Genomic DNA, 11900 nt, shown 5'->3' with positions numbered 1-11900 from the left:
TAAGCCCCGCGGATGATGCTTGGCATGCAAGTCCTGCAACCGCGCCCGGGCGACGTGGGTGTAGATCTGGGTGGTGGACAGGTCGCTGTGGCCGAGCAACATCTGCACCACCCGCAAGTCGGCGCCGTGGTTGAGCAGGTGTGTGGCGAAGGCATGGCGCAAAGTGTGGGGCGAGAGGGATTTGTTGATCCCGGCCACCTTGGCCTGGTGCTTGATGCGGTGCCAGAAGGTCTGGCGGGTCATCTGCTCGCCGCGCAGGCTGGGGAACAACACGTCGCTGGGGCGCCCGCCCAGCAGTTCATGGCGGGCATCGCGCATGTAGCGCTCGACCCAGACGATGGCCTCTTCACCCATCGGCACCAGGCGCTCCTTGCTGCCTTTACCCATCACCCGCAGCACGCCCTGGCGCAAGTTGACCTGCTCCAGCGTCAAGCTGATCAACTCGGTGACACGCAGGCCGCAGGCGTACAAGACCTCCAGCATCGCCCGGTCGCGCTGGCCGATGGCTTCGCTGAGGTCGGGTGCCGCCAGCAGCGCCTCCACATCGGCTTCCGAGAGGGACTTGGGCAATGGCCGCCCCAATTGCGGCATTTCCACGCGCAAGGTCGGGTCCACCGCAATCAGCTTTTCCCGGAGCAAATAGCGATAGAACCCACGCAAGCCAGAGAGAAACCGCGCGGTCGAGCGCGGTTTGTAGTTCTGCTCCAGACGCCACGCCAAGTGATCGAGGATCAATTCCCGGCCGGCGTTGATCAGTTCCAGGTGGTTTTCCTGCAACCAACCGTTGAACAGCGCCAGGTCACTGCGATAGGCGTCGCGGGTGTTATCGGACAGGCCCTTCTCCAGCCAGAGGACGTCAAGAAACTGGTCTATCAGCGGATGATCAATGGCTGGCATAAAAACTCTTGAAGGATGCGGGCACACACGGCATCGAAATGGCAAATGAAGCTATGCAGGGTGCTCAAAGAGCAAATCGCAGGCAACAAAAAAGCAGCCCGCAGGCTGCTTTTTTTGCATCGGAAGCTGGACTTAAGCCAGTTTTTCCTTGATGCGAGCTGCTTTACCCGACAGGTCACGCAGGTAGTACAGCTTGGCTTTACGCACGTCACCGCGACGCTTGACAGCCATGCTGTCGATTTGCGGGCTGTAGGTCTGGAAAGTACGCTCTACGCCGACACCGTTGGAGATTTTACGAACGGTGAATGCACTGTTCACGCCACGGTTACGCTTGGCGATAACGACGCCTTCGAACGCTTGCAGACGGGAACGATCGCCTTCCTTCACTTTCACCTGAACGACAATGGTGTCGCCTGGGGCAAAGGTAGGGATTTCTTTGGTCATCTGCTCTGCTTCGAGTGCAAGGATGATTTTGTTAGTCATGCTGTGCTCCTAAGGCAAGTCGTCGGACTTACCATCGATACGTTGTTAACTATCGTCCCGCTCGCGGATGTATTCCTCGAGCAGCTTCTTCTCTTCTCCAGAAAGCGAGCGGCTTTCCAGAAGATCGGCGCGTCGTTCATAGGTCCGACCAAGGGACTGCTGTAAACGCCAACGCCGGATGTGCGCGTGATTGCCACTTAGCAACACGTCGGGAACACGCTGATCCGCATACACCTCCGGTCGGGTGTAGTGCGGGCAATCCAGCAGACCATCCGTAAAGGAATCTTCCTCAGCGGAATCTGCATGCCCTAAAGCTCCAGGCAGCAGCCGTGTAACCGCATCGATCAGGACCATCGCCGGCAGCTCGCCGCCAGACAGTACATAGTCGCCAATCGACCACTCTTCATCGACATGAGCTTCAATGAAACGCTCGTCAATGCCTTCATAACGGCCGGCAATCAGGATCAATGCATCCGAATTCGCCAGCTCGCGTACCGCCGACTGAGTCAGTTGGCGGCCTTGGGGCGACAGGTAGATCACCTTCGCACCCTCCCCGGCTGCCGTCCTGGCCTGAACCAGCGCATCTTCCAGGGGTTTGATCTTCATCACCATGCCCGGACCACCGCCAAACGGGCGATCGTCCACAGTGTGATGTCGATCCGTGGTGTAGTCCCGCGGATTCCAACAGGTGAGCTGCAACAGCTCCTGTTTCACCGCGCGGCTGGTTATGCCGTACTCGCTGATGGCGGAAAACATCTCGGGAAACAATGTGATGACTTCAACGCGCAAATTAGCCACGTTTAGAAATCCGCATCCCATTCCACCTTCATCTCGCCTGCGGCAAGGTCGACGGCCAACACGCATTGCTCGGTATAGGGCAACAGGCGTTCGCGATCATCCAGGCTGCCGACGCAAGGCTTGACCACCATGACATCGTTCGAACCGGTCTCGAGCAGGTGATCGATTTTCCCGAGCAATTGCCCGAGGTGGTCGATGACCTTCAGACCCACCAGCTGGTACCAGTAGTACTCGCCGTCGGTCAGTTCAGGGAACAGGTTGCGCGGCACGCAGATCTCATAACCGGCCAGAAGACGTGCTTCTTCACGATCATCGAGACCCTTGAGCTTTGCGACCAGGAACTTGTCGTTCCCGCGTCCGCTGACCAGCTCCACCTGTTTCACGCTACCTTCGCGCTTGAGCGTCCAGGTTTTGTAGTCCAACAGGTTCTTGATCGGATCAGTAAAGGAATACACCTTCACTTCGCCGCGAACGCCATGTACAGAGTAGATTTTGCCGATAACGATCAAATCATCAGCATCTTTTGGCGTCGCGTTCATATTGCTCAGGCCGCAGCCTTAGCCGATTCCTTCAACAACTGAGCAACGCGCTCAGAAGGTTGTGCACCAACGCTCAGCCAGTAGGCTACGCGCTCTTGGTTCACGGACAGACGAACTTCCTGACCACGGGCAACAGGGTTGAAGAAACCAACCTGTTCCTTGTGGGAACCGTCACGCGGGTTGCGGCTGTCGGTTACGGTCAGGTGGTAAAACGGGCGCTTTTTGGAGCCGCCAAGGGCAAGACGGATTGTTAGCATGTGAACATCGTTCCTGTAGTCGGTGCTGCAAATCTAAATGCACAGCGGGCATAGGTGCCCGAAAGGCCGCATATTCTAAGGAATATCCGGACTTTTGCAAATGTCTTTTTCCGGCGCCTGGCGCCATGCGATCAAGATTTGCCGTAGAGCCGTCATGAAAAACGGCAAGTCAGCTCCCGCTTAGCGCGGGTTTGCTGGAGATCCCCGCATCCGTGCGGGGCAACGCCGACATGACAGCCGGCGCAGATTCTTTACATTTTCGGCATGCCGCCGCCGGGCAACATACCGCCCATGCCGCGCATCATCTTGGCCATTCCGCCCTTGGCGGAGAATTTCTTCATCATTTTCTGCATCTGCTTGTGCTGCTTGATCAAGCGACCGATGTCCTGCACCTGGGTGCCGGAGCCCATGGCGATACGGCGTTTGCGCGAACCACTGATCAACTCAGGGTCGCGACGCTCGGCCGGGGTCATGGAGTTGATGATGGCTTCCATCTGCTTGAACTGCTTTTCAGCCGCGCCTTGGGCATTGCCCATCTGCGCCAGGTTCACGCCACCCATGTTCGGCAGTTTGTCCATGAGGCCGCCAAGGCCGCCCATGTTCTTCATTTGTTGCAGTTGGTCGCGGAAGTCTTCGAGGTCGAAGCCCTTGCCCTTCTTCAGTTTTTTGGCCAGTTTGTCGGCCTTGTCCTTGTCGAGGGTCTGTTCGGCCTGCTCGATCAGGCTGAGTACGTCGCCCATACCGAGGATGCGCGAAGCGATACGCTCAGGGTGGAACGGTTCGAGCGCCTCGCTCTTCTCGCCCATACCGATGAACTTGATCGGCTTGCCGGTGATGGCGCGTACCGACAACGCGGCACCGCCACGGGCATCACCGTCGACCTTGGTCAGGACCACGCCAGTCAACGGCAGCGCATCACCGAACGCCTTGGCGGTGTTGGCCGCATCCTGGCCGGTCATGGCATCGACCACGAACAGGGTTTCCACCGGGTTGATCGCGGCATGCAGCGCCTTGATCTCGCCCATCATCTCTTCATCGATGTGCAGGCGACCGGCGGTATCGACGATGACCACGTCGATGAATTTCAGTTTTGCTTCTTTAATAGCCGCTTGGGCGATGTCCACCGGCTTCTGGCTCAGGTCGGACGGGAAGAACGTCACGCCGATGTCGCTGGCCAGGGTTTCCAGTTGCTTGATCGCTGCCGGACGGTAGATGTCCGCCGACACCACCATCACCGACTTCTTCTTGCGCTCTTTAAGGAAGCGCGCAAGCTTGCCGGCCGTCGTGGTCTTGCCCGCGCCCTGCAGACCAGCCATCAGCACCACCGCTGGCGGTACGGCGCTCAGGTTCAGGTCTTCGTTGGCGGCCCCCATCAGGCTTTCGAGTTCGGCCTGGACGATCTTCACGAACGCCTGGCCCGGTGTCAGGCTGCGCGACACCTCGGTGCCGACGGCACGTTCCTTGACCGAATTGACGAAGTCCTTGACCACCGGCAGGGCGACGTCGGCTTCAAGCAACGCCATGCGCACTTCGCGCAGGGTGTCTTTGATGTTGTCCTCGGTCAGTTTCGCCTTGCCGGTGACATGGCGCAGCGTCTGCGAGAGACGGTCGGTTAGGTTTTCAAACATGCGCGATCCTTTCAGGCCCAGATGAGACCGGGATAATGGCGGCCCAGACCGTGAAAAATGTGCTCGGCGAGCCTGCGGCGTGGGCAGGTCGCGGATTATAGCGAAGAAGCGGGCGACGTACACCTTACTGTCAGTTGCTGTGGTCTTTCGTGCGGAGGGGGTTCTATGCCAAACTCAGCGCCTTTCGGGCTTGCCTAACAGGATTTATGCTCCCCTTGTCACCCAGCTTGCTTGCCACCCTCGCCGCCGCTTGCCTTTATGCCGCTGCGACCCTCTATCAAGGCACCCGCCTGGCCACCGGCGCCAAGGCGAACAAACGCCTGCTGGTCACGCTTGGCGTGCTGGCGGTGCTCGGCCACGCGGCCAGCCTTTATACCCACCTGATGACGCCGATCGGCCTGGGCCTGGACTTCTTCAACGCTGCCAGCCTGATCGCCGTCGCCGTGATCGCCCTGACGCTGCTGGCCTGCTCGCGCATCCCGGTGGAAAACCTGCTGGTGCTGCTGTTCCCGCTGGGACTGACCACGGTGCTGCTGGCACAGTTCGCGCCGTCGGGTACAGTGCAGGTCATCGACGAAGAGCCGGGCATCCTTGCCCACATCCTGTTGTCGGTCCTCGCCTATGGCCTGTTCACCATCGCTGTGTTCCAGGCCTTGCTGGTGCTGGTGCAGGACCACCAACTCAAAAACAAGCACCCGTCCGGGCTGATCCGCAACTTCCCGCCATTGCAAACCATGGAAAGCCTGCTGTTCGGTTTCCTCTGGGCTGGCTGGAGCCTGCTGTCGCTGTCGCTGATCTCCGGCTGGTTGTTCGTCGAAAATCTGTTCGCCCAGCACCTGGTGCACAAGACCCTGCTCGCCTGCCTGGCATGGATCGTCTTCAGCGTGCTGCTGTGGGGCCGCAACCGCCTTGGCTGGCGCGGCCACAAAGCGATTCGCTGGACCCTGGCCGGTTTCTGCCTGCTGATGCTCGCGTACTTCGGCAGCAAGCTGGTCCGCGAATACATCCTGCATGTGTGACGGACGGCCCTGATGGACACATTGCCCGTGGCGCCGCTGCTTGCCGTGCTGGTGGTGCTGATCCTCTGGTCGGCCCTGTTCACCGCCATCGAAGCCGCCCAGCAACACCTGCTGGCCCAGCGCACGGCCTCGCGCGCCAATGACAAACCGCTGGCAACGCTGACATTCCCGCTGGCCAGTCTGATCCTGTGCAATACCCTCTGCCGCACCCTGGCCGTGGTCATCGGCACCTTGCTGGCAATTTTTACCTGGCTGGAAAACGGCCCCTGGGTGGCCTGGCTCGGCACCAGCGCCGCCCTGCTGGTGTTTGCCGACTACCTGCCACGCACCTTGGCCACCCGCCAGCCCGAAGCGGTGCTGGCACTGGGCAACGCCTTGCTTGGCATACCGTTGAAGATCCTCTATCCGCTTGCCTGGCTGTTGAATAGTGCCTGCCAATTGTTGCTGCGCCCCTTTGCGCGCAAAGCCAGCATGGTGCAACAGAGCGACAACGAAATGCCCGCGCCACCACGCAGCGAACACGAACCTGAGCATGGAAGCGGCCGGCCGCACCCGATTTCCGGCATCCACGCCCTGGACGACATCACCGTCAACGATATCCTCGTGCCCCGCAGCGAGGTCGATGGGATTAACCTCGACGAGCCCATCGGTGAGATCATCGAACAACTGCGCCTGAACCGTCGCACCCGCCTGCCGGTGTTCCACAGCGACATCAACCAGGTCGAAGCCGTGCTCAACACGCGCCAGATCCGTCATTTGCTGGCGGATGCGAGCCTGACCCAGGAAGCGCTACGGGCCGCCTCCCACGAGCCTTACTTCGTCCCTGAAAGCACGCCACTGCAACTGCAATTGCTGAACTTCCATAAGCAGCAGCGGCGCCTGGGCATGGTGGTGGACGAATACGGTGAAGTACTGGGCATCGTCACCCTGGAAGACATCCTGGAAGAAATCGTCGGCGAATTCGAAAGCGAGCACAGCCTCGATAACCCCCACGTCCACCCCCAGCCCGATGGTCGCCTGATGATCGATGGCGCGGCGTCGATCCGCGAATTGAACAGGACCCTGGGCTGGCATCTGCCTTGCGACGGCCCCAAGACCCTCAACGGGCTGGTGACCGAAGCCCTGGAAACCATCCCCGAAAGCCCGGTGTGCCTGAAGATCGGCCGTTATCGGCTGGAAATCATCGAAACCGTGGACAACCGTGTCAGCCAGGTCCTGGCATGGCATAACAGTTCGGTGCCTGCCGTTTCCTGACATCCCCTGTGGCAAGGGAACTTGATCCCTATGGGGTACGTGTAGGAGCTGCCGAAGGTTGCGATCTTTTGATCTTGATCTTGATCTTGATCTTGATCTTGATCTTTCACTCCCGACTCAATTGTCTGGCACAAGATCGCAGCCTCGTTGCACTCGACAGCTCCTACACGGCTCCTACACGGCTCCTAGAGTGCAGCGCCGCTCGACGCAGCCCAGCGCTCGCCACAAAAGCTCATCGCAGGTGGCGTTATTGTGCGCGGGCTGTCTTGTTGATTCGTTAGCCTCCTTCCTATACTCAAGCCGCTTACCCAGCCCCGCCCGAGCCCCGTGCTTATCCGCACCCAGCCGGTTCCGGCCCGACCATCGGCACAATCCGCATCAGTCCTGCGCCTGTTCCTACCCGAAGCAGCGAAAGGATACCCGCCCACATCCCTGGGGGTTCGACCATAATAATTCGCTCCAATGGAGCCATGACTGTCAGGGATAACCGCATGACGACTGCTACCTGCAACGAGACTGTGTCTGCCCAGCCGACAAATTCGACCACCCGCGTGGCCACCGCGAGTTTCATCGGTACCGCCATCGAGTTCTACGATTTCTATGTCTACGCCACGGCTGCGGCCCTGGTGATCGGGCCAGTGTTCTTCCCGCAAACCTCAGGCACGGCACAGATGCTGTCGTCCTTCCTGACGTTCGGCATCGCCTTCCTTGCCCGTCCGCTGGGCTCTGCGCTGTTCGGCCATTTCGGCGACCGGATCGGGCGCAAGTCGACGCTGGTGGCGTCCCTGCTGCTGATGGGCGTGTGCACCACCCTCATTGGTGTGCTGCCCGGCTACGCCAGCATTGGCGCCTGGGCGCCGATCCTGCTCTGCGTGCTGCGTTTCGGCCAGGGCCTGGGGTTGGGCGGCGAGTGGGGCGGCGCGGCGCTGCTTGCCACCGAGAACGCGCCCAAAGGCAAGCGCGCCTGGTTCGGCATGTTCCCCCAACTGGGGCCTTCCATCGGCTTCCTGGCGGCCAACGGACTGTTCCTGACCCTGGCCATCAGCCTGGACGATGAACAATTTCGCGCCTGGGGTTGGCGGGTTCCGTTCCTGCTCAGTGCCGTGCTGGTGATGGTCGGCCTCTATGTACGGCTCAAGCTCCACGAAACGCCGGTGTTCGCCAATGCCATGGCTCGCCAGGAGCGGGTGAAGATGCCGTTGGTCGAACTGTTCAGCCAGCACTGGGCGCCAACCTTGCTGGGCGCGGCGGCGATGGTGGTGTGTTACGCGCTGTTCTATATCTCGACGGTGTTTTCCCTGAGCTACGGTGTGTCCACCCTCGGCTACAGCCGCGAGACCTTCCTGGGTCTGCTGTGCTTTGCCGTGCTGTTCATGGCCGCCGCTACGCCCCTGTCAGCCTGGGCCAGCGACCGCTACGGCCGCAAACCCATATTGATCCTCGGTGGTGTACTGGCGATTGCCTCGGGTTTCCTCATGGAACCCTTGCTGACCCACGGCTCGACCGGCGGCGTGGCGCTGTTCCTGTGCATCGAGCTGTTCCTGATGGGCGTGACCTTTGCCCCCATGGGCGCCTTGCTGCCGGAACTGTTTCCGACCCACGTGCGCTACACCGGTGCTTCGGCCGCCTACAACCTGGGCGGTATCGTCGGCGCCTCGGCTGCGCCATTCTTCGCCCAGAAACTGGTGGCGATGGGCGGTTTGAGCTATGTCGGGGGTTATGTTTCAGCGGCCGCGCTGCTCAGCGTAGTCGCCGTGCTGTGCCTGAAGGAGACGCGTCATAACGACTTGAACCGGGTTGCCTGACGCGCCTCCCGTAGGAGCTGCCGCAGGCTCGGGCCGCGTTCGGACGATCTTTTGATCTTTCACTTGAGACTCAAGCCTCAGGGGTAAGATCGCAGCCTCGCTTCGCTCGGCAGCTCCTACGGGGTAAACCCGCCAATGAAATAACCGCTAACAGTCACCCACCATTGAAACCACCCCCCACCTGCCCCATCTAAGACCCATACCCCATTGCGCAGGTGCCCCATGAGCGACCAGCACTCTACCGAAGCCACGAACGAATACGCTGATTCCGAACACATCGAACATACCTCCTCCGGCACCGACCTGGCCCTGCCTGGCCAGAACTTGCCAGACAAGGTCTACATCATCCCGATCCACAATCGCCCCTTCTTCCCGGCCCAGGTGTTGCCGGTCATCGTCAATGAAGAACCGTGGGCCGAGACTCTGGAGCTGGTGGCCCAGTCCGAACATCACTCCCTGGCGCTGTTCTTCATGGAATCGCCCCAGGAAGACCCGCGCCATTTCGACACCTCGAAACTGCCGCTGTACGGCACGCTGGTGAAGGTGCACCACGCCAGCCGGGAAGGCGGCAAACTGCAATTCGTCGCCCAGGGCCTGACCCGCGTGCGTATCCGCACCTGGCTCAAGCACCATCGCCCACCGTACCTGGTGGAAGTCGAATACCCGCACCAGCCGAGCGAGCCGACCGACGAGGTCAAGGCCTACGGCATGGCGCTGATCAATGCGATCAAGGAACTGCTGCCGCTCAACCCACTGTACAGCGAAGAGCTGAAGAACTACCTCAACCGCTTCAGCCCCAACGACCCTTCGCCGCTGACCGACTTTGCCGCCGCGCTCACCTCCGCCACCGGCAATGAACTGCAGGAAGTGCTCGACTGCGTACCCATGCTCAAGCGCATGGAAAAAGTCCTGCCGATGCTGCGCAAGGAAGTCGAAGTGGCGCGGCTGCAGAAAGAGATTTCCGCCGAGGTCAACAACAAGATCGGCGAACATCAACGCGAGTTCTTCCTCAAGGAACAGCTCAAGGTCATCCAGCAGGAACTGGGGCTGACCAAGGACGACCGCAGCGCCGATATCGAACAGTTCGAGCAGCGGCTCGAAGGCAAGGTGCTGCCGGCCCAGGCGCAGAAGCGCATCGAAGAGGAAATGAACAAGCTCTCGATCCTGGAAACCGGCTCGCCGGAATATGCCGTCACCCGCAATTACCTGGATTGGGCGACCTCGGTGCCGTGGGGCGTGTATGGCCAGGACAAGCTTGACCTCAAGCACGCGCGCAAGGTGCTCGACAAGCACCACGCCGGCCTGGACGACATCAAGGACCGCATCCTGGAGTTCCTCGCCGTCGGCGCCTACAAAGGCGAGATCAGTGGTTCCATCGTGTTGCTGGTGGGGCCGCCGGGCGTGGGCAAGACCAGCGTCGGCAAATCCATCGCCGAATCCCTGGGGCGACCGTTCTACCGCTTCAGCCTCGGCGGCATGCGTGACGAAGCCGAGATCAAGGGTCATCGGCGCACCTACATCGGCGCCCAGCCGGGCAAGCTGGTGCAGGCGCTGAAAGATGTCGAAGTGATGAACCCGGTGATCATGCTCGACGAGATCGACAAGATGGGCCAGAGCTATCAGGGCGATCCGGCTTCGGCCTTGCTCGAGACCCTCGACCCGGAGCAGAACGTCGAATTCCTCGACCACTACCTGGACCTGCGCCTGGACCTGTCGAAAGTGCTCTTCGTCTGCACCGCCAACACCCTGGACTCGATCCCCGGCCCGCTGCTGGACCGGATGGAAGTGATCCGCCTGTCGGGCTATATCACCGAAGAAAAAGTCGCCATCGCCAAGCGCCACTTGTGGCCCAAACAACTGAGCAAGGCTGGCGTGTCCAAGGGCAGCCTGAGTATCAACGACAGCGCCCTCAAGGCCCTGATCGACGGCTATGCCCGTGAAGCCGGGGTGCGACAGCTGGAGAAACAGCTGGGCAAATTGGTGCGCAAGGCGGTGATGAAGCTGATCGACGACCCCAAGGCCGTGATCAAGCTCGGGCCAAAAGACCTCGAGGCCTCTCTGGGCAAACCGGTATTTCGCAACGAACAGGTGTTGTCCGGCATCGGCGTGATCACCGGCCTGGCCTGGACCAGCATGGGCGGGGCGACCTTGCCGATCGAAGCGACGCGCATCCACACCCTCAATCGCGGCTTCAAGCTGACCGGGCAACTGGGGGACGTGATGAAAGAATCGGCGGAAATCGCCCACAGCTACGTCAGTTCGCACCTGAAGCAATTTGGCGGTGATCCGAAGTTCTTCGACGAGGCCTTCGTTCACCTGCACGTACCGGAAGGCGCCACGCCCAAGGACGGTCCGAGCGCCGGCGTGACCATGGCCAGCGCCTTGCTGTCCCTGGCCCGCAACCAGCCACCGAAAAAAGGCGTGGCCATGACCGGCGAACTGACCCTCACCGGGCACGTCCTGCCAATTGGCGGGGTGCGCGAAAAGGTCATCGCGGCGCGGCGGCAGAAAATCAACGAACTGATCCTGCCGGAAGCCAACCGGGGCAACTTCGAAGAACTGCCGGACTACCTCAAGGAAGGCGTCACGGTGCACTTTGCCAAGCAGTTTGCGGATGTGGCGAAGGTGTTGTTCTGATCGTCCTCTAGCGCTTGTGCGGGCCCCGTCGCGGGCAAGCCTTGCTCCCACAGGGTTAATTGTCGCCCACAGATTTTGTGCGCAACAAAGGTCCATTGTGGGAGCAACACCACATTCTCACCTGACACACCCAGTAGCATCTTCGGTTATGCTCGCCGTTCGTCGTGAATGCCGGAGCCGTTGCCCTTATGTCCCTCACCCGCCTGCTCGTCCCCTTCAGCCTAGCCCTGCTGAGCGCCTGCGCCACGCAACCGAAACACAGCGTGACCGTGGAAAAACTGAGCCAGTGCCCATTAAGGCTCAATAGCGGGCAGAACCTGATCCTGAGCCTGCCCAGCAACCCCAGCACCGGTTATCGCTGGGCGATCCAGGATTCGGCCGGTGGCGTGCTCAAAGGCTTGGGCCCGGAGGTTTATCGCAACCCGGAAGACGCCGGCATCGTCGGCGCCGCGGGTGTCTCGACCTGGCGCTTCCAGGCGTTCAGCGCCGGCACCGGGCGCTTGCGCCTGACGTATCAACAACCCTGGGCCCCGGAAGTGCCTCCCGTGGAAACCTTCGACTGCGCCATTTCGGTGAATTGACC

The 11900-nt window shown here is 60.7% G+C and carries 11 protein-coding genes; 5 read left to right on the top strand and 6 right to left on the bottom strand.

Annotated features, from left to right (window positions below):
* From xerD to ffh, 6 genes are all read right to left on the bottom strand, one after another.
* A partial coding sequence (gene xerD / locus AACY42_RS26495; RefSeq protein ID WP_339483385.1) for a site-specific tyrosine recombinase XerD occupies positions 1-897 on the bottom strand: 897 nt, incomplete at its 3' end.
* Between the two features lie 132 nt (positions 898-1029).
* Positions 1030-1380, bottom strand: coding sequence for a 50S ribosomal protein L19 (rplS, locus tag AACY42_RS26490; protein ID WP_003175895.1), 351 nt, complete (start codon positions 1378-1380; stop codon positions 1030-1032).
* 45 nt (positions 1381-1425) lie between these two features.
* Positions 1426-2199, bottom strand: coding sequence for a tRNA (guanosine(37)-N1)-methyltransferase TrmD (gene trmD / locus AACY42_RS26485; protein ID WP_170845966.1), 774 nt, complete (start codon positions 2197-2199; stop codon positions 1426-1428).
* Positions 2181-2717 (bottom strand): ribosome maturation factor RimM, encoded by a 537-nt coding sequence (rimM, locus tag AACY42_RS26480; RefSeq protein ID WP_339483384.1) that lies wholly within the window; start codon positions 2715-2717, stop codon positions 2181-2183. The genes trmD and rimM overlap by 19 nt, the downstream gene beginning before the upstream one ends.
* A 5-nt stretch (positions 2718-2722) precedes the next feature.
* Complete coding sequence (rpsP, locus tag AACY42_RS26475) at positions 2723-2974, bottom strand: 30S ribosomal protein S16 (protein ID WP_003198088.1); 252 nt, start codon at positions 2972-2974, stop codon at positions 2723-2725.
* Between the two features lie 251 nt (positions 2975-3225).
* Entirely contained in the window at positions 3226-4602 is a 1377-nt protein-coding gene (ffh, locus tag AACY42_RS26470; RefSeq protein WP_339483383.1) for a signal recognition particle protein, read from the bottom strand.
* Positions 4603-4808: 206 nt separating this feature from the next.
* Between ffh and AACY42_RS26465 the strand changes: the two genes are divergently transcribed.
* The 5 genes from AACY42_RS26465 to AACY42_RS26445 all read left to right on the top strand — a co-directional run bounded on the left by AACY42_RS26465 (position 4809) and on the right by AACY42_RS26445 (position 11898).
* A complete protein-coding gene (locus AACY42_RS26465; protein WP_339483382.1) occupies positions 4809-5621 on the top strand; it encodes a cytochrome C assembly family protein in 813 nt (270 codons plus the stop codon).
* A 12-nt stretch (positions 5622-5633) separates the two neighbouring features.
* Positions 5634-6875, top strand: a complete 1242-nt coding sequence (locus AACY42_RS26460; protein ID WP_339483381.1) for a transporter associated domain-containing protein — start codon at positions 5634-5636, stop codon at positions 6873-6875.
* A 491-nt stretch (positions 6876-7366) separates the two neighbouring features.
* Entirely contained in the window at positions 7367-8680 is a 1314-nt protein-coding gene (locus AACY42_RS26455) for an MFS transporter (protein ID WP_339483380.1), read from the top strand.
* Between the two features lie 222 nt (positions 8681-8902).
* Positions 8903-11317: an endopeptidase La gene (gene lon, locus AACY42_RS26450; RefSeq protein WP_339483379.1), complete on the top strand. Its 2415-nt coding sequence runs from the start codon at positions 8903-8905 to the stop codon at positions 11315-11317.
* Positions 11318-11505: 188 nt separating this feature from the next.
* Entirely contained in the window at positions 11506-11898 is a 393-nt protein-coding gene (locus tag AACY42_RS26445; protein WP_339483378.1) for a protease inhibitor I42 family protein, read from the top strand.
* Positions 11899-11900: the final 2 nt, after the last annotated feature.

This window comes from Pseudomonas sp. RL_5y_Pfl2_73, from assembly GCF_963970515.1.
In the GTDB taxonomy this organism is placed as follows: Bacteria; Pseudomonadota; Gammaproteobacteria; order Pseudomonadales; family Pseudomonadaceae; genus Aquipseudomonas.
This window is presented reverse-complemented; position numbering and strand designations above follow the sequence as displayed.

Excerpts from the sequence above, each read along its gene's own strand:
- rplS (WP_003175895.1), bottom strand. The coding sequence starts at position 1,380 with ATGACTAACAAAATCATCCTTGCACTCGAAGCAGAGCAGATGACCAAA.
- trmD (WP_170845966.1), bottom strand. The coding sequence starts at position 2,199 with ATGGGATGCGGATTTCTAAACGTGGCTAATTTGCGCGTTGAAGTCATC.
- rimM (WP_339483384.1), bottom strand. The coding sequence starts at position 2,717 with ATGAACGCGACGCCAAAAGATGCTGATGATTTGATCGTTATCGGCAAA.
- rpsP (WP_003198088.1), bottom strand. The coding sequence starts at position 2,974 with ATGCTAACAATCCGTCTTGCCCTTGGCGGCTCCAAAAAGCGCCCGTTT.
- ffh (WP_339483383.1), bottom strand. The coding sequence starts at position 4,602 with ATGTTTGAAAACCTAACCGACCGTCTCTCGCAGACGCTGCGCCATGTC.
- AACY42_RS26465 (WP_339483382.1), top strand. The coding sequence starts at position 4,809 with ATGCTCCCCTTGTCACCCAGCTTGCTTGCCACCCTCGCCGCCGCTTGC.
- AACY42_RS26460 (WP_339483381.1), top strand. The coding sequence starts at position 5,634 with ATGGACACATTGCCCGTGGCGCCGCTGCTTGCCGTGCTGGTGGTGCTG.
- AACY42_RS26455 (WP_339483380.1), top strand. The coding sequence starts at position 7,367 with ATGACGACTGCTACCTGCAACGAGACTGTGTCTGCCCAGCCGACAAAT.
- lon (WP_339483379.1), top strand. The coding sequence starts at position 8,903 with ATGAGCGACCAGCACTCTACCGAAGCCACGAACGAATACGCTGATTCC.
- AACY42_RS26445 (WP_339483378.1), top strand. The coding sequence starts at position 11,506 with ATGTCCCTCACCCGCCTGCTCGTCCCCTTCAGCCTAGCCCTGCTGAGC.